At 53.2% G+C, this 17,360-nt stretch carries 15 protein-coding genes and 1 pseudogene; 4 read left to right on the plus strand and 12 right to left on the minus strand.

Going from position 1 to position 17,360, the window contains the following annotated elements; all coding sequences use genetic code 11:
- Positions 1-3 precede the first annotated feature (3 nt).
- On the plus strand, positions 4-936 hold the full coding sequence (locus ACR3EJ_RS19350) for an XdhC family protein (RefSeq protein ID WP_480423277.1): 933 nt from the start codon (positions 4-6) through the stop codon (positions 934-936).
- Complete coding sequence (locus tag ACR3EJ_RS19355) at positions 923-1,375, plus strand: SRPBCC family protein (RefSeq protein ID WP_170542719.1); 453 nt, start codon at positions 923-925, stop codon at positions 1,373-1,375. Before ACR3EJ_RS19350 ends, ACR3EJ_RS19355 begins: the two co-directional genes overlap by 14 nt.
- A 473-nt stretch (positions 1,376-1,848) precedes the next feature.
- Here the strand turns inward: ACR3EJ_RS19355 and ACR3EJ_RS19360 are convergent, their stop codons facing one another.
- The 3 genes from ACR3EJ_RS19360 to ACR3EJ_RS19370 form a co-directional block, all read right to left on the minus strand.
- Positions 1,849-3,084, minus strand: a complete 1,236-nt coding sequence (locus ACR3EJ_RS19360; RefSeq protein WP_170542718.1) for a metallophosphoesterase — start codon at positions 3,082-3,084, stop codon at positions 1,849-1,851.
- A 439-nt stretch (positions 3,085-3,523) separates the two neighbouring features.
- Positions 3,524-3,967 (minus strand): hypothetical protein, encoded by a 444-nt coding sequence (locus ACR3EJ_RS19365; protein ID WP_170542717.1) that lies wholly within the window; start codon positions 3,965-3,967, stop codon positions 3,524-3,526.
- A 72-nt stretch (positions 3,968-4,039) separates the two neighbouring features.
- The gene (locus tag ACR3EJ_RS19370) at positions 4,040-5,617 is read right to left on the minus strand and encodes an AsmA family protein (protein ID WP_170542716.1); all 1,578 of its coding nucleotides are present in this window, start codon (positions 5,615-5,617) and stop codon (positions 4,040-4,042) included.
- 1,138 nt (positions 5,618-6,755) lie between these two features.
- On the opposite strand from ACR3EJ_RS19370, the gene ACR3EJ_RS19375 reads away from it, so the two are divergent.
- Positions 6,756-7,505: a hypothetical protein gene (locus tag ACR3EJ_RS19375; RefSeq protein ID WP_480423279.1), complete on the plus strand. Its 750-nt coding sequence runs from the start codon at positions 6,756-6,758 to the stop codon at positions 7,503-7,505.
- 236 nt (positions 7,506-7,741) lie between these two features.
- Here ACR3EJ_RS19375 and ACR3EJ_RS19380 read toward each other — a convergent pair whose 3' ends face one another.
- Entirely contained in the window at positions 7,742-7,867 is a 126-nt protein-coding gene (locus ACR3EJ_RS19380) for a hypothetical protein (RefSeq protein ID WP_480422369.1), read from the minus strand.
- Positions 7,868-8,555: 688 nt separating this feature from the next.
- Here ACR3EJ_RS19380 and ACR3EJ_RS19385 point away from each other — a divergent pair.
- Positions 8,556-8,789 (plus strand): annotated as a pseudogene (locus tag ACR3EJ_RS19385) (GNAT family N-acetyltransferase); the annotation flags it as partial.
- Between the two features lie 48 nt (positions 8,790-8,837).
- On the opposite strand, the gene ACR3EJ_RS19390 reads toward ACR3EJ_RS19385, so the two are convergent.
- The 8 genes from ACR3EJ_RS19390 to ACR3EJ_RS19425 form a co-directional block, all read right to left on the minus strand.
- The gene (locus tag ACR3EJ_RS19390; protein ID WP_170542715.1) at positions 8,838-10,379 is read right to left on the minus strand and encodes an ankyrin repeat domain-containing protein; all 1,542 of its coding nucleotides are present in this window, start codon (positions 10,377-10,379) and stop codon (positions 8,838-8,840) included.
- Between the two features lie 390 nt (positions 10,380-10,769).
- On the minus strand, positions 10,770-11,690 hold the full coding sequence (locus tag ACR3EJ_RS19395; protein ID WP_480423281.1) for a haloalkane dehalogenase: 921 nt from the start codon (positions 11,688-11,690) through the stop codon (positions 10,770-10,772).
- A gap of 597 nt (positions 11,691-12,287) precedes the next feature.
- Entirely contained in the window at positions 12,288-13,403 is a 1,116-nt protein-coding gene (locus tag ACR3EJ_RS19400; protein WP_170542712.1) for a cytochrome c peroxidase, read from the minus strand.
- A gap of 8 nt (positions 13,404-13,411) precedes the next feature.
- Entirely contained in the window at positions 13,412-13,717 is a 306-nt protein-coding gene (locus ACR3EJ_RS19405; protein ID WP_170542710.1) for a hypothetical protein, read from the minus strand.
- Positions 13,718-13,785: 68 nt separating this feature from the next.
- Positions 13,786-14,385, minus strand: coding sequence for an amidohydrolase family protein (locus tag ACR3EJ_RS19410; RefSeq protein WP_480423283.1), 600 nt, complete (start codon positions 14,383-14,385; stop codon positions 13,786-13,788).
- Positions 14,386-14,612: 227 nt separating this feature from the next.
- The gene (locus ACR3EJ_RS19415) at positions 14,613-15,479 is read right to left on the minus strand and encodes a dioxygenase family protein (RefSeq protein WP_170475505.1); all 867 of its coding nucleotides are present in this window, start codon (positions 15,477-15,479) and stop codon (positions 14,613-14,615) included.
- Between the two features lie 10 nt (positions 15,480-15,489).
- Positions 15,490-16,794, minus strand: a complete 1,305-nt coding sequence (locus tag ACR3EJ_RS19420; RefSeq protein WP_010437378.1) for a TRAP transporter large permease — start codon at positions 16,792-16,794, stop codon at positions 15,490-15,492.
- The gene (locus ACR3EJ_RS19425) at positions 16,791-17,342 is read right to left on the minus strand and encodes a TRAP transporter small permease subunit (RefSeq protein ID WP_170542706.1); all 552 of its coding nucleotides are present in this window, start codon (positions 17,340-17,342) and stop codon (positions 16,791-16,793) included. Before ACR3EJ_RS19425 ends, ACR3EJ_RS19420 begins: the two co-directional genes overlap by 4 nt.
- Positions 17,343-17,360: the final 18 nt, after the last annotated feature.

A 17,360-nucleotide genomic window follows, 5' to 3' on the forward strand; every position in this document is an offset into this window, starting at 1 on the left:
TCGATGGCAGGTTTCGACATTTTCGACACGATTGAGGAGTTGCGCAAAAAGGGCGATGCCTTTTGCGTGGCAACGGTCCTTCGCACTGCCGACGCAACTTCGGCCAAGGCAGGTGGCAAGGCCGTGATCATGCGGGACGGCTGTATTTTGGGGCATCTGGGCGGAGCGTGCGTGCAGCGCGTTGTACGCGCATCGGCGCAGGAGGCACTTGCGGGTGGAACTCCGAAAATGATCCGCGTGAAACCTTCAGACAAGGTAGTGGCGATGACAGACCCGGATGGTGTTGAGACCTTCAAAAGCGGTTGTCCTTCGGGCGGAACGGTCGATTTGCTGATCGAACCCTATCAGCACGCCCCGCGCTTGATCATTTTCGGAGAGTCTACGATTGCACACGCGCTTGCCGCGCACGCGGCGCTGATCGGGTTGCGTGTTTGTTTGCCTGAAGGTTCCGAAAGCTCGGTGGAATTCATCGGTTTTGATCCAAATGACCTAAACGCATTGGGGGTTGAACCACGCGATTTCGCGGTGGTCGCCTCACAAGGGAAGGGCGATGGCGCAGCGCTGAAATCTGCGCTTGAATCACCAGCACGACGCGTTTCGATGGTCGCGAGCCACCGCAAGGCCAAGGTGTTATGCGAGAGGTTGGAAGCGCAGGGATTGACCGCTGAGCAAACCAGTCGGCTCAAGTCACCGGCCGGTCTGGATATCCATGGAATCGACCCGCACGAAATCGCCCTGTCGATCCTCGCCGAGATCATCCTCTGGCGGAATTCAGACAATTCCGAGGAGACGGCGCATGATGAAAAAATGGCGTGGATGGTTGCAATCCCTTCGGACTGTGAAGCCGGAACAGACCCCGGAAGAGGCGACCGAGACCGCACTTCGCGTTTTCCCAAGATGCTGTTGAGTAAAGGACTCTCAAATGGAACTAAATGACGAAATCCGTATCTCTGCTCCGCGTGACGTCGTGTACCGAGCGCTTAATGATCCGGATGTGTTGAGAGAGTGCATTCCTGGGTGTGAGGAACTGATCCAACATTCTCCCGAGCACTTGGAGGCCAAAGTCGTGCTCAAAATCGGCCCCGTCAAAGCTCGGTTCAGCGGCGAAGTGACGTTGGACAACTCCAAAGCTCCGGATGAGTTTTCCCTGACCGGTGAAGGAAAAGGTGGCGCTGCAGGCTTTGCCAAAGGGGGTGCGGATGTCAATCTTAGCACGGAGGGTGAGGAAACAGTTTTATCCTATACTGCCAAGGTCACAATCGGCGGAAAAATAGCGCAATTGGGCAGCCGGTTGATTGCTGGGACTGCAAAAAAACTTTCAGCCAAGTTTTTCGACAAGTTTGGGGAAATCGTCGCCGAGCAACACGTCGGCTAGGGTTTGGACTTCGGTAACGGGCCTTCCCAATCAAGCGGTTTTGCGCAAAATTGTTGATCCGCCGAAGCGGTGTTGTCAGGTCTGTACTTGTCAGCCTTCTATGGGTGTCGAACATGGATACTTTGAGCCAAAGCGGAGCCGTTCCTCACAACCTGCATTTGATCGACAGCACCGTGATCCGCGCCCATCATCCACTGCCCGGCAGGGGGGTTACGGCAGAAATTTCCCAAGAGGGAGGCACCGAGCGCCAAACCATGGCCGCGATGAGAAGTTACACCTTGGCACACACTTTTTGCTGATCAAGCGCTGACTGCATTGTTTGCAGTGCGTGAACGTGCACAATTACGAAAAATGCAGTTGCAGCGAATGTCAGTAATACGGGTTACAGGCGCAGCATCGCCATTATCGATTCAAGGGCCGCTTTGAGCCGCAAGTGACGGCAACGAAACCGTTCAAGCAACACTCAGTTTGCGTCATTCGCAAGAAAGCGTACGCCCTATAAGACGGCATCGATTCCGGGTTTTCCCCTCTGCATCTATTGCGTCCATCGACCAGCTGCCATCTGTTTCCAGGGTCAACATCAAGAAGCCGAAATCGCTGTTGCTGACTACTATACTTGCCAGGCTGCCAGCAACTTCAACGTTGGTAACAGTATCGGAGGGCATAGGATCAAGCTGCGTTCCTCCATTGCCGCTTATTCCCTGCACCGGCCCGTCCAGTAAATCGATCGCCTGAAAGGCGTGGATATGGCCTGACAAAACAAGGTTGACTGTTTCTGGAATAGCCCCGCTGAACGCCGCTCGCTGTGTGTCGTCACCATCAATCAGCTCTCCAAATGCGTGCATATTCACCCAAAGCGGTCGGTGCGTGAGAAACCAAGCTTCACCGCTGGATTTTTCAAACAGGCCACTGGCCATTCGTTCGTAGACGTTTGTCAAGTCGGGGCTGCTTTGCGGTGCCGGGCCGGCGGAGGAATCAAACGAAATCAGTTCAAGACCATCAACAGAAGCGATCCACGGCAGGGTTACTGCGGGACAACTCAAGGGAACGGACCCGGCTTCGAAATACCGGAACCATCCTTTGTCGCCGCGTCCACAGTTTTCGTGATTGCCCCTCAGGAAGAAAAAGGGGACGCGCCTGAATAGACTGTCCGCCGGGTCCAGCCAGTCTGCAGACCAGGATTTGAAGGTGTCACCAAAAGGAGATCCGCCGCATTTTTCGGCGTCCGGGCATTCCGAGGCCCGATACACGTAGTCACCTACATGGATAACCAGATCTGGCGATCTGGATGCGATTTCCTCAAGGATCGCATTCAACGGCCAGGTGGTTGGATCATTGCAGTTCTGTACTCTGGTGCCGCGAATTCGGCACCCGGTATCCCCGATCACGGCGATCCGTTGCACGCTTGGATTGAGCGTTGGCAACGGATTTCCTCCAAGCATTATCTTCTGAGCCAGTTTTACCGCGCGATATTCGCAAACCAGATGAGGAAACTGGTCCTGTGGCATCGCTCTCTTTTTCATCGCAACAATCTGACCATCGATTTGCAACAAAGGGCAGTCAGCTGAGGCAGAGATTGATCTTACAATGATTTGATCATCGGGTCCGAGTTGGACCCAACTATTCAACACGTCGGCTTTCGAAGACAAAACCGTGAAACACAGCCAAACCCATGCCGCGAAAACGAGTGAAGCGGTTCTGGTCAACATGTAGACCCCTCTTTCGGAAAATGCTACAAGCTTAGGTATGAGGCACGGTAAGTCCAGTTAATATCAAATCCTGCTGACGCTAGCGGGACAAAAGGAGCTCAATTCAGAACATCAGCTATGGTGCCTATTAGCTTCAGCGCCCGATCCCTCTGGCGGTTTACTTCGCTAAACAATCTCCGGAACGCACATGATATCGGTTGCGTCGCATGCCGAAACTGGCGACTTCCAAAATCACTGGCGATTTTGCGTGTCGTGCATTGAGTTAGAGGTAAGGTAGGTCGGCGTATTAATCGACCTTAGTGAAACTTCGCTTGTTTGAACGTAGAGGCTGCTCGGTCTAAAATGGAAAAGTGAATTCGAAAGAGCGTTCTGCCGCAGCACGCAATGTCCTGACGGGCCGCTCGGATCGATGCGAAATCGAAACGGCAAACTTACTTTATTATCTTAGCTGATTTATATCAGGAACGCAGGATTTTCGGTTTTCAGGTAACTCTGTGGTCCCGTCCGCGCGTTTTTGGAAAATGTTGTGATGAAGAAGCTTGACTTCCGGATGCGTCAGCGTCCCAACGACTTCGAATGGCCAGGCGCTCCGCGATAAGGGCTTGCCGAGCTTTCGAGCCTCGGCCTGAACTGAAATCGTGTTTTTTATCCAATCTAGATCGCCGTGGGCAACAAGCTGTACCTTTTCGGTTTCCGCGACGAACGAATTGAAAGAAACGTGACCCGCATCGATTTTGACTAGGACGACCAGGCAGGTGATCTTGCTATACCCTTTTCTCAGCTCTTCAGAAATTAACCAGGGAAAGATGCCCAGCCCGGACAATTCGAGAAGACTGGTTGATATACCGCCATTTGACATCAGGATAGAGGCAGAGCCTTTCATCGAGTTTATGTAGGCGCTTGGCGAGCGCCTGTTTCCGGTAAGTTCAAAATTTCCATGAAGCCGTCCGACTGCCTAATATTTGGTATTAAACTCACTAAACAGGGTTGCCAGATTCCAATCCATTATTGTGCCCTTAAGTGAAAGCAACTGCGGGCTCTTCACCATATTCATTTTTGCTGTAGCGGAGAAATGAACGCCATCATAGGCGACATCGACAGGCCCAAGCTGGGCATGGCCATTCATTGCCCTCAGATGGCTGGACAAACTGGTTATTGCCTGTTCGCCCTCGATTTTCTTGACATCAATGGACATATCGACATCCTGATCGAGCAGAAAATCTTCTAGCTCAATAAGATCGGTAGCTTTCCCTTTCGACGCATCGCGTTTTGCGCCCCTGGTACCGGGTTGGCGACAGCGTGGTGCAATGCTTGTAACAACGGCAACCGCGTTTTTGACGTCCTGAAGTGCGATGCGCTGGCTGGAAACCCTGCCTTGGATCAGAGGACGCGCACCAGCCGTGGATGCCTCTAGTTTGGCGCTCAGTTCAGACTTGCCGGACGTCAGCGCAATTTCACCTGAGAAGTCGTCTTGTTTTTCGTTCGCGGACACGCTGACCTTTAGCGGTCCGGTGTTGACTGATTTCTGGCCGATGGCTGCCAGAAATTGGGCGCTGTCTTTGACAGCCAGATTGAATTCGAAGGACAGGTTTCCCAAGTCATTTACATTGCCGAGTTTGGCCTTAGCCCTCAGTTCCCAAATTTCGGTATCAACTGTCTGCACATCGAATTCGTTGAGACTAAGTAACCCCTGTAAATCATCCACTAAAAAGCTACCTTCGACTCTGCCTAGAGACTTGGCACTAAGGTCTCGGAAGAACAGCGATGACGGTATCGACATCGCGCCGCTAAAGTCGATCTCTTTCAGGCGCAACAAGTCTTTGATGTTGCCTTTGGCAATAAAATAGGGTCGATCATGCGGTCCTGCCTGCAACGCGATGTTTTCCAGCATCAGGTTACCGTTGTCAGCACGAAACAAGCGGCCAAAACGAACCGGGCCGATCTGCTTTAGCTCGTTGTCAAACGCGTTTGTCGTGAGCGTTAGATCCTTAAATTCCAGCGCGTCGTCTGTACTGACGATGCGGGTCGAAAGGCCGGTCAGTTTTAAGTCCTTCAGATCCGTAGCGGTGTCAGGTGGGTCGCCCTGCGGATAAAAGCGCCCGTCGATATCAATATCGATGCCTTCGAAACCAATCAGGTCATCGATGGAGCCCGTCGCAGTTAGCAATTGACCCTTCGAAAGGTTCAATGCTGTGCTGAAATCCGAGACCTTCAGTATTGGGTTTTGGTTTTTTACATCGGCCACCAATGTTCCACGACCTTCAATATCGCGGTCGAGTTGGAGAAGCTCGAGTAGATCGCCGATTTCGCCAGTATCCAACGTCAGTTTGCCTTCGAAACCACCACCGTTTTGCGCGGTGATGGGGCTTCCGTTGAAACCGAGAGTCATCGCACCGAAGTGTGCATCTGTCGTAAAGGGTTGGCCTCGGGGATAGTCGCCTTTGATCTGAAAGCTCTGCCCGTTTACGGTTCCGCGGCTTGTGACCGTTACACCAGAACTATCGCCCAATTGATCCAACTGCAGGTTTGTCAACTTGAAATCGAATTCGAAACCTGTTGTCTCATTGTCCACGATGAGGTCAACCGAGGTGAAAGTCACAGTTTTGTCGCTCAAGAAATCCAGAATACCATCCGTGTCATTCTGTATCCCCAACGCGGTCGTACTGACCTCAGGCCGATTGTCCGCTACCCAGCTTTGCGTCCCAGTTGTGTCGGTCAGCAGCTGAACGTTAAGACCGTCGATGATCAAGTTGTCGATATCAATCTGGCCCGATATCAACGCTGGGAAGTTGAATTCCAGTTCTAGGACGTCCAAAGCCGCCAGGTTCACATTCTCTATAGCCTCGCTGGGAACTATCACTTTGGTTGCGCAAACGTGACCTGTTGCACCCAGAATGATACTGACATCCCCTTTGATATATACCGCCTGACCGATTTGTTCTGAAAGAATCTTCTCCAAAATCGGAGTTCGAAGTCCGGAGAAAACAGGCAAGGCCAAAGCAGACCATAAGAGCACAAAGAGCGCAACGACGAGCAAGGCAGCGCGTCCTGTTGTACGAAAAGTCGCCGCCATAGAATCCCACCAGATTTGTCGCACATCGCGAACGTTCTTGAATACTTTTGCACAAAGAGTACAGAACACCGTTGCGTGAAGAAACTAAATTGAACTGCGTTGGAAAATGTCCCAAATGATTGGCTAAATGGCCAGTGCAATCATCGCCAGAAAAACTATAGAGGACAGGCCTGCGCGCTCTTTAACAGATGGGCGACATTTGAATTGCAGTCTATCGTAGCCGACATTGATCAAATGAAGTTCAGATGCAGCTTCGTCCGCGGTCCAGACCTCGTTTGGCCTTCCGGCTTTGCACTTGCAGCGAATGTCTCCTCTGACGGGCCGCACTGCAGCATCGCTAATCCTAGAGCAATGGCAGCAACGGGCCGTCCTCGAAAGCTTCGGCACGACCCAATATCGCCAATGCTGCAATGTTCCCGCGGCAATAGAGAGCCCTTAGCCGCCGTTCCGCCTTGCCGAGAGTTTAAACCGAGGCAATACGTCGTGAAACGATTAAAAAATTCGAGCTCTGCTTTGAAAGCCTATTGTGCTTTTGATCTGATCTTACGGTCACTGCGTATCAAAAATGTATACGTCGAGTTATTGCTGGGATGGTATTTTGATTGGCAACAAGCGAAGCTTTGGTAGCAAAATGGGGGAAGAGTTAATCGCCCTTATTCTTGGCAGCGCTCCAGACGCAATGAGAGCGGTTACTTGGCCGAAACGAGACGAGTGCAAAATTGTCAGCATAAACAATGCATGGAGAATTCGGGATGACTGGGACTACAGTGTGTATCCTGATGACTTTCCCACACAGTATCGACCTGACCGGAAGAGTCACGCCCAGAGGCTGATTGACTCATCAATTTATGTCCCGGCAAACAATCAGTTTGGCGGCGTTGTATATGCTGGTGCGACAATGGCATTCACGGCTGGATATTGGGCTCTCAGCGCCCTGAAACCTACAGTCCTAGCCTACTTGGGCTGTGACATGGTCTACACGGGACGAAACACGCATTTCTATGGGCAAGGCAAACCTGATCCTCTTCGTGAAGACATTACTTTGTTATCTTTGGAAGCCAAATCGGCAAGGCTTATGACGATCGCTGCCCAACAGCACTGCGCGTGCGTCAATCTCTCGGAAGAATTGGAAAGTCGTCTGCTTTTCCCAAGAGTTAGCCACACGGCGCTAAGCGGTGATTTGCCGCTAACCAACTATAGCGCGGAACTTTCCCGCAAAGCCCTGAGCCTGGAAAACGAGGCTGGTTACTTGATCCAAGATGGTAAGTATTGGGAGCACTACGCCTCCATTAATCAAGACGTACTGGCGGAAATAGATCGACTGTGGCTGTCTGCTGTAGGAGTGTAATCGAGTCGTCAGTTGCCCTTTTGGCGAAGTGAATTTTGATTTTTCGATGTTAGCTTACCATTGCAACAAAACTGCACTGTTATCTAGTCACCTGATCTCCACCTCTGACACATAGCCGAAGTCGAAATAGATTTGCTGGCTGATAACTTTCTTTCATATTTAGGTGACCGCTTGGTCCGCAATGTGGACATCCGTTGCGATTTGCCGAATGACCACTTCGAGCCCGGAGCAGCGGTTCAATTGCCAGTTTCAGTGGCTGGTGCTTCTACCTCTTCGTCGCCGCTGGTGCCGGAAAGGTAAGATATGCCGACGACCACAACTACCAAGACTACAATTGCGGTTATGATATTTTTCGAGTTCATTTCCATTTCAATACTCCGAGGTTAAGGAGCGGCGGGCAGTCTTCTAGAGCCGCAGGGAAACGCCCTAACGAAACATATCGCAAAATGCCGAATTTGTCAGTGACCCGACACTTCGTAGGGGTGAGCGCGAGAGGCCACTTGCGGGTGGCTGCTGTCGGCTACGGAATGGGCAACTAGGCAGCCAGTCGGCGTCGCGCCCGCATTGGGCGGTTGTGCCCGCGAAATGTGAGTTTGAATAATCCCAAAGATGACGCTTGCAGCGAATGTCCGCAAAGCAGGCTGCTGGCGTAGCATTGAGAATGCAGGGCGAAGTTCGGCTATGGGCCGGAGCAACGCCAAAACAAACCATTGATCCTAAGAAGGGCATATCGCCACGTCCCAAGGGGCCGTCAGATGCTCTTAAACATTCGCCACATGTTTGCTATCTTTTGCCATGCTTACCCCTAACCGATATGCCTTATGCAAGATGACGTCGGCTGATCTTGCGATGATCTCGCAATTGCAATCGCACCCACATGTTCGCGAATGGTGGGATTCCAATGAGCCAAGCACGAACAAAGAACTGGAAGACGTGCGAGTCCGAAGATGGATCGCTTCGCTTGCGTAACGCCCGTTTGCATATATCCAGGATTAGACTGTTCACGGTTGGGAGGATCTCCATTTCTAGTCCCTTCCGCAGGGATCTCGGGGCATCGACCAGTTCATTGGTGAGCCAGATATGATCGGGCGCGGGCACGGCCCGGCCTTTATCTCTGAGCATCTTAAACGGGTGTTTTCCGCAGGAGGCCCGGTTGTCGCAACAGATCCGCACCCGGAAAATGCGCGGGCGATCGCGGCCTATCACAACGCGGGATTCTCTGCCTTTGGTGAAGCGCGGCAAACGCCCTGGGGGCCGATCCTGCCGATGAAGGTCAGCCGTTAAACAATCTGGCTACGGCAGCCTGTATGTCTGGCACAAGAACTTCGAACCTTAGACGACTCCGTGTTCCGAGACTTGCAGGGGATGCGCTTCCGCCCAGTCAGCAAGATAGGCGGACATCTCGGGAACCGTTGCAAATTGCGAGGCCTTTCGCGGAAGCGCCACACCGGTCTCCAGCGCCAGACGCGCGCATTCGATGTGATGGCGATGCGCCTTTTGTGGGCAGTTTTCGGACCCGTGAACAATCGTTGACAGCAGTGTCCCTCCGTAGGCATTTGTGTGGTTCAGGTCCGGGTTTTGGTTCAGGAAATACGACATGACGTCGGGCATTCCTTCCCAACCGGCAAGGTACAGGGGCGGCATTCCCATTTCGTCCGGCAGATTTGGGTCAAAGCCAATTTCGACCAGTCGATGCATGTGAGGCAGGGTTCCTTCGCGCCAGACGAGGCGGCAAAGAAGAAACCTCATCTCTTGCGACAGGCTATTCATGTCGATCTGGTCGTCCTCCTTAGACGTCGCGTCCGCTGCCCGCACGAGTTGCTCTTCGGTCGACGTCAACTGCGTGGATACACCAGCGCGTTCTAGAACCGACGCGACATCCCTGTTTCCGAAGACGCGGGCAAAGGCATAGGGAGAGTGACCGCGGCTAATAGCACTTGGGTTCGCGCCGTGCTCCAACAAAAGCCGAGCGATTTCGCCCGAAGCCAAACGCCGGGCCGCCTGATGCAAGGCTGGGATCACCAAGGAAGGTTCACCCGACGGATGAGGATTGATGCCTTCATTGGGATCAGCGTCGTGGTCCAGCAACAGCCGGACTGCATCGGTGCTGTTGAAGTCAATCGCCCTCGGCAACGCATTTGTTCCTTTCGGATTTGCCCCATGTTCCAGCAACAAACGAAGACCTTTGGTATGGCCCAGTTCAGTGGAATGGTAGAGGGATTCATTGTCGTCGGGATTTGCCCCATGCTCCAACAGCCACCTGGCCAAAGGCATGTTGTCTGCATGGCCGATGGCGCCATAGAGCGCGGACAGGCGGTGGTCTGTCTCGGAATCGAATGCAAAACTGTCATTTACGTCAGCGCCGTGTTCGACAAGCAATTCCGCCATGGCGAGCATCTCGGGTTCTTTCTCAGGCGCAGTCTTGATGTATTTCGAAAACGCCAGATGGCACATTGGCCGCCGTGACGGGTATTCGCGTGTCGCAACACTGGCATCCTGAACAAGGATCTTGCGCATCGCGGCTACGTCATAGAGAGCGACGAGAAGAGGCACCTGATCGTCTGCAAGATCCGGCTCATCTGCAAGCAGATGCACGATCGTCTCTTTTGAGCCGTTGTAAAGCGCCCAACGCAGCCGTCCCTGCTTTTGTGCGCGATCCATCCCTTGTGTTTCAACCGCGAGTTTCAATGCTGGCCACGAAGCGTATCCGGTCTCTCGCGCTATGACATGCAGACAATCCGCGTGTTTGTAGACCCCGTCTTTGGGCATGGTAACAATGCCATGGATGCGCAGCATTGCACCTTTGTCGCCCTCAGCAAGAGCATTACCCAAGGCCTTTGCGTCACGGCGCAGTTGGTCGAGCGATTTGGTCATCGGTCTTCCCTCCGTTGCCCGAAGGTCCGCTAAACCGGGCAGAGAAACCGATGTGGTTTTCACACATTCGTTGAGAGGTGCCGATGACAGCTTTCCGCGGACCGGGTGGCCGCCTCAAACGGCCTAGAGGTAGATTATCGCGTGCCATCGCGTGTCGCAAGCAGGATGCGATACTCCAGGCGCCCTAGCAGCTATAGCGCAGCGAATGGTTGTAATGTGGCTTGCGACCGCAGCAATTCGGTTAGCTAGTAGACGTCGGCATTGGGCTGTCCTGCGGGCAGTAGCAATGCTCCGAACTGAGTTGCTGCAACCAACCCCAGCGGCGGCAATGAGCCCCGAAGTAACTGATGCTGTGGTCTGCAGGAAGGTCCGATTTCTAAACCATTAAGGCTAACTGGGATGCCCTACATCTTCCCATGCAGACAAGCCCGCGCGAGCAACTTGTTCGCCGTTGGTCTCCTGAACGAAGTGTCCTGCGTCTGGCAACATCAGAGGTGGGCGAACTACGCCCAATATTTCGTGCATGCGTTTCATCAGCCTTGGCGGGATCAGAACATCTGCTTCTCCTATCGCCATGAAGCTGTCGCCAGACCAGTCAGTTTTCCACCATGCCGCTGCGCGTCGTGACACATCAACGCCCTCCATGTCGGGTTCGGTCATCACCAGCGACGGGAACTTCCGCACCCCGCCCCGATAACGCGCGTCCGGGAAAGGTGCGGCGTAAGCGGCCGCGACTTCATCGCTCATGCCGGGCACGTACTTTTGGAACAATGCAGCCACGTCATAGTCCGGGTGGGTTCGGTGGAAATCCCTCCATGCATCGAACCCTTCGCTGCTACCGCCACCCAAGCCAAGAACCGTGTTCATAACCAATAGCCTATTGAAGCGATCAGGCATGTTTGGTGGAATGGTAAGACCAAGAAGCCCACCCCAATCCTGTACAACGAGTGTAATTCCTTTGAGATCGAGCGTTTCAATCAACTCGATCAAGCTCTGTCTGTGAAATGTGAAAGTGTAGCAATTGTCTTGGATAGGTTTGTCAGACCGGCCGAAACCGAACAGGTCAGGAACGACAACTCGGGCGCCAGTCTCGAGAAAGACCGGGATCATATGCCGATACAAAAAACCCCATGAAGGCTGTCCATGAAGGCACAAGAACACCCGCTCTGCGTCCTGTGGACCTTCGTCTATTCTTGCCATCCGCAGGCCTTCATACCCGGCCAACTGATCTTCGAACAGAGGATGCCATGCGAAATCGGGCAGGTTCAGAAAACGGTCGTCAGGCGTACGTACAGCGTCAATAGGTGACAATCCTGCCCCCTGCATTTCTGTTTCTATTGGCTAAATTTGCATCTTTCAGAGTTTTCTCACAAGCGGACATTCGCAATTCACGACTGAATGGCAACTTCGTCTGCGAACTTCCGGTTCGCAGAGTGCTCTACTTCGCGCTTGCGGCGAATGTCTCCTCTGACGGGCCGCACCACAGCGACAGCTACCGTAGTCGGGAGACCGCTTCGGGCCGAGTTGTCACGACTGAGTTCTAGCTAAAAAAGAGGCACCAAATTCCTCTTTCAGCAACTGATTTGCAGCTCTGGGTCTACTTCGTGCTCAACGAGTTATTGATTTGGGGGTGCCATCCGATGTCGATCGTTCACCTCGTTTCTGGTCCAACTGTGACGGTTGGGTCAGGTTCGTGTGACGTTCAACAAGTAATGTGGAACTTCACTGATACTTGACTCAATCGACATCCAAAACCTCAACAAATCGGCCGATCACGTCATCCATTTCTGATCTAACGTCAAGCAATTCTGAACCAGAGCGAGCAGAACCCCCTCATCGGCACCGCTAACGATAGTCGCCGAACCAGCTTGCCAAATAGCCCATTCCCGGGCTTTAAACACAAACGCTTTAGTAAGGCGCCTTGGACAGCGTCCTCAAAAACGCAACTAAGTCTGCAATCTCTTGCTCAGACAAATTCAATTGCGAGAGAATGGCTTCGCCGTCGGCGTGCAGCCTTTCCGTATTGATTTTGCTGTAATGCCGGATCACAGCGTTCAGATCCCCTAGGCTGCCGTCATGCATGTACGGTGCGGTTTCAGCCACCCCGCGCAGGCTGGGCGTCCGGAAGGTTCCAAAATCAGAGTGGCTCCGGCGTACATTTCGAACGGCCCAAGCACCTTGCTTGTCCGGATCGTCATTCCAGACGCCGTCCAGTGTATAGGGGCTTGAGAGCAAAAAGTTCAATCCACCAAACCGACCTTCGTCAACCTCGGTTTCATTCAGAAAATATGGTACACCGGCATCGTGGAACTCATTGTTGGAAAACCTCGGGCCGTTGTGGCAAAACACGCAATTCCCGCGCCCTAAAAACAGCTGAAAACCTCGCTGGGCTGCTTCGGGGTAGTACGCGGCCGCTGCAAAATCTTGATCCTCCAAGGCATCGCGAAAATCGTCGAACTGAGTCCGGTCGGTAACTAAAGTTTCCAAGTAAGCCGAAAGGACTTTTGCAGTGTTTACCAGAACATGTTCTGGACCTTGATCCTGGATATCGCCAAATATTGCTTCAAAGTCATCAATGTAAGCACTTTCTGAGATTGCTGTTTTCAGACTTTCGGGACTATGCGCCATCTCATGCTCTTCGATGATCGGATGCAGGCTTGCCGCCCAAAAATTGTCGCTCTTTCCACCCCACCCATACCAACGGAGTCCGGCAAGATTCCGTAGTGATGGTGTGTTTCGATCTAACAGAACACGGCCGAGCGCTCGGGCTTCCGGCGTTGTAAAGGCCTGTTCAGGATCATGACAACTGGCGCACGAATATGCACCGTCGACCGACAACACCGGATCGTTGAAAAAAGCCTGTCCGAGCTGGATCGATCGGGTGTCTTTGGAAACCCTATTGCTTGGGTCCGACTGGAAGGATGGCGGCCACGGTCCAAAAGTCAGCGTTTGTTCAATTTCGTCAGCAGACAGCAAGACTTCGGCACGCACTGCGCCGGTCAGGACCATTAGCGCCGCTGTCATCCACAGCTTCATTTCAACGCAATTTTTGACGTGTAGAAAATTGATTGATCATTGATGTCGACATCAACCTGCAGCTCCCACAAACCCGGCATGTGAAACAGCATATCATCAACGCGGAACGTTCTACCGTCCAACGCGGTAACATTGGGGGTATAGTTCATACCGTGTTGATGAGCGGGCATGATTGCATCCACACGCAATTGGCCCACGGCAGTTTCACTACAAACTGAAACCAGCACGGAAAACGGTTGAGCCAACGGAATTTCATCGATGGACAGATAAACCTCGGGTGCGTTTTGAACTTCCGACTTCATACGTTGCCCAGTTACGTCACAAGCAAAAGCCGCGCTGGACCAAATCAGAAACCAGACAGCGCAGCGGATCATTCTGATGCCAGCAAACGTTCGGCATTGGCATAGGCGATGTTGTCCGCAATCTGGTCCGGCAGCAAATCCAACCATTCACGCGAAAAATCGGCATGAGGTCCTACGTAATACCAACGTTCCGGCGCAAATGTATCCGTACCGACCATGAAACGATCCGGATGGGCTTCGAAAGCCGCCTTCCAATCCGGGTCAATACGGCCTCGTGAGGCCATGTCCGAACGAAATGCCAAGTCGGCCCAAAGCCTTGGATAGGTGTCCAGCGCGTCAACAACACTCGCCGGATCATCAAAGCCAGAGTGCGCCCACAAGACCCGAGCCTCCGGCCAGGTTTCGAAGATCAGGTCAACTGCCTCTCGATCACCATGGTGATGCAGGATGAGGTTCCGCTCTTTGGCTAGTGCGATCATACGTTGGATGACCGGCGTTTTGATATCGTCGCCGTAAGCGTGAAACTCACCGATGGCTTCGTACTTGTTCATTGCCAGATTTGCTTCCAGATACTCGATTACGGTTTCATCGTGCATCCAGGTGTTGATTTCACCGCGACGCCGGTAAGGGCGCAGTGCCGGAACAACAATGTCCGGTGCCGCGGCCAACAACAGCTGAGTACCATTGTCATCAGAGCTGGAGACCGGGCTTTACGAACGCCCGCATCTCGAAGGATTTTGGCCACCTGTTCGGGAGGAACCAGTTTGACGGCATCGTGGCTGTAATGAATATGCGCGTCAAAGATCGGGCGCTCTTCTGCGATAGCACTACTGCAAATCAGCGCGGCACCTAATATGAAGATATGTTTCAGCACCTCAAGCCTCCTCAATATCGTTCAGACTTTGGCAAGCTTCACATCGAACTTCACGTGCAAGAAAGGTTCAGTGATCTTACCAGAAAGCTCCATGCCATCAGGAAATTCTGAAACTGGCCTTTCAACATAGGTCATCACCAGATCATCCCGAACACCAAACACTGTATCCTGATCCAAATAAGGATCGTCGTCGGGGAATATCTCAGTGACCAAAGAACGATAGCCAGGAGCTTTGACGATATAGTGCAGGTGCGAAGGTCGCCAGGGATGGCGGCCGCAGGCGCGCAGGATATCCCCGACAGGCCCATCTGACGGCACCGTGTATTCAACTGGCTTGACGGTCGTGAATGCATACTTACCGTCGTCGCCGGTAGTCATCAGGCCGTGAAAAGAATAGGTGTCCTGTTCTTCGTCCTGGCTTGCATACATTCCATTCGGTGCGGTTTGCCAGATATCCAGCTCTGCACCGGAAATCGGATTACCATCTGTATCCCGGATCACGCCTTCAGCAAGCAGCACAGGTCCACCGTAGTGGCGCTTCATATCCCCGCCGAATGGCAAAGGCGGCGCGCCAGAGACATGGAAAGGGCCAAGCACGGATGAGCTTGTTGCATCAGAACTTGAATGCAACATGTCCACCAATGACGAAAGGCCCAGCACATCCGAGGCGAGCACGAATTCATGCCTGTCCTCAGTTTCCACCGCAGCGCAGCCCTCCAGAAACGCAATCCCAGCGCGCCATTCGTCATGCGTCAGGTTGGTTTCTCGGGCGAAATCGTGGAGGTGTTTGACCAAAGACCCCATGATTTCTCTCATCCGCGGATCGGTGTCCTTGGACAGGTATCCCATGAACACGTCGGTGATATTGTCTTTGGTGACAGAGCGCATCTGGGCCTCCTTAAATCAGGGCAAGGCTGAGGATCGGGAATTCGATCAGAATGAACAGAACGATCAGCATCACGAACGCAAATGGAAGTGCGCCCATGAACACATCCTTGAGCGATATGCGGTCATCGTTGATCGTGGATTTGATGACGAAGCAAGATATGCCCAAAGGCGGGGTCAAAAGTCCAATTTCGGCGCCGACAACAGTGATAATGCCAAACCAGATCAACGACATATCCAGTGCTTCGGCCATGGGCAGAAACAGCGGGACAACGATCAGAATGATGGACGCTGTATCGAGTAATGTGCCCAGAAAAAGCATCAAGAGGACGTAGAGCAGCATGATCGACCAAAAGGACGCTGAATTCCCCGCAAGCAAGTCCTGCAACTGATTGGGCAGCCCGGCCAGTCCCAGCATGCGGCTGTAAATCGAAGCTGCCGTAATCAGGAACAAAATCGCCGCTGTAATGTGACCGGTTTCCAGCAACGCGTCCCAGAACGCTCTTGGTGTCATGGACTTGCGCACGACTGCTATCACGAGCGCAACCAGTGCCCCGGCGGCACCCGCCTCGACAGCGGTTAGCCATCCTGTGTAAATGCCCCCGAGCACTACCGTGATAATGAACAATGTGGGCAGGGTCTTGGATGCGATCTCGCGCCCGGACATCCATTCAGTGTCTTCGACGACCCGGCCACCCACAAATGCAGGTGTGAAGCGGCCCATCAACCAGATCGCGCCCACATAAGCTATCGCCAGCATGATACCGGGTATTACTCCCGCCAGAAACATGTCCCCTACGGACTGTTCGGCGACAAAGGAATAGATGATCAGCATCGCCGAGGGCGGAATAATCATCCCCAAAACCGACGACCCGGCCACAACCCCAACCGCAAACCGTGGATTATATGCCTGCGCCATCATCTGCGGGACCGAGACCTTGGTGAACACTGATGCGGACGCAATGGACGACCCGGTAACGGCCGCAAACACGGCATTGGCTCCGACGGTCGCCATTCCGATACCGCCTTTGACCTTGCGGAACCGCATGGTCATGACTTCGTAAATGTCCCTGCCTAGTCCCGCTTTTGAAACGATGAGCCCCATAAAGGTAAACAACGGGATGGTCGCGAAACTGTATTCCATCGCGCTGTCGCCCACCGCAACCTTCAGCAGATTGAGCGCAAGCGTGAAGTTATCCCGCATCAGCCAGATCGACACGAAGGAGACCACGCCCAAAGCAATCGGAATGTAGACGCCTGCGTAGATCAAAAAGACGATGGCAACGACCGAGATCAGGCCAATCTCAATCGGCGTCATTCTGCGGCCTCGTCATGTTCAGGGGTGCGGACAAGCTGCGGGCGGTCCTGCGCCGTGATGACCTTAAGCAGGAAGATCACGCAGGCAAGCGCAGTACCGCACGCGATGACCAGTTTGACCGGCCACCATGGCAATGTGAAAAGACCGGGTACTCCGAAGTAGTCCTGTGTCTCCCACATATGAAGAAATTCTGGGAAGGTTACATACGCAATCAAAGCCATAAAGATGGCAGATATGGCGTTGATGATGCGCCTCAGGCTGGCTGTCAGACCCGGGCGGCGATGGTGCAGCAGGTTCAGGAACCCGTCTGAGCGCGTCAGCCGATCCACTCTGACGACGTCGGCCAACTGCAAGAAAACGATCATCACGACCGAAAACTGGACCATCTCGTAGGTCCCGCGCAGAGGGGCTGAAAACAGGCCACGCGCGATGACGTCAATATTCAGAATGACCACCAACGCAAGGACAACGATAGTACCCAAAGCGTTGGCAGCGATTGCAAGCGAATTGGCGACCCGAGACAAGCCAGCAACTGCGGTCTTCAGCATGAAAGGCCCCTTTCGTGG

This window comes from Ruegeria sp. AB11, from assembly GCF_056536325.1.

Bases quoted from the DNA above. Each gene is read 5' to 3' on its own strand.
- ACR3EJ_RS19355 (WP_170542719.1), top strand. From the start codon at position 923: ATGGAACTAAATGACGAAATCCGTATCTCTGCTCCGCGTGACGTCGTG.
- ACR3EJ_RS19405 (WP_170542710.1), bottom strand. From the start codon at position 13,717: ATGAAGTCGGAAGTTCAAAACGCACCCGAGGTTTATCTGTCCATCGAT.
- ACR3EJ_RS19390 (WP_170542715.1), bottom strand. From the start codon at position 10,379: ATGACCAAATCGCTCGACCAACTGCGCCGTGACGCAAAGGCCTTGGGT.
- ACR3EJ_RS19415 (WP_170475505.1), bottom strand. From the start codon at position 15,479: ATGCGCTCTGTCACCAAAGACAATATCACCGACGTGTTCATGGGATAC.
- ACR3EJ_RS19380 (WP_480422369.1), bottom strand. From the start codon at position 7,867: ATGAACTCGAAAAATATCATAACCGCAATTGTAGTCTTGGTAGTTGTG.
- ACR3EJ_RS19420 (WP_010437378.1), bottom strand. From the start codon at position 16,794: ATGACGCCGATTGAGATTGGCCTGATCTCGGTCGTTGCCATCGTCTTT.
- ACR3EJ_RS19425 (WP_170542706.1), bottom strand. From the start codon at position 17,342: ATGCTGAAGACCGCAGTTGCTGGCTTGTCTCGGGTCGCCAATTCGCTT.
- ACR3EJ_RS19365 (WP_170542717.1), bottom strand. From the start codon at position 3,967: ATGAAAGGCTCTGCCTCTATCCTGATGTCAAATGGCGGTATATCAACC.
- ACR3EJ_RS19400 (WP_170542712.1), bottom strand. From the start codon at position 13,403: ATGACAGCGGCGCTAATGGTCCTGACCGGCGCAGTGCGTGCCGAAGTC.
- ACR3EJ_RS19360 (WP_170542718.1), bottom strand. From the start codon at position 3,084: ATGTTGACCAGAACCGCTTCACTCGTTTTCGCGGCATGGGTTTGGCTG.
- ACR3EJ_RS19350 (WP_480423277.1), top strand. From the start codon at position 4: ATGGCAGGTTTCGACATTTTCGACACGATTGAGGAGTTGCGCAAAAAG.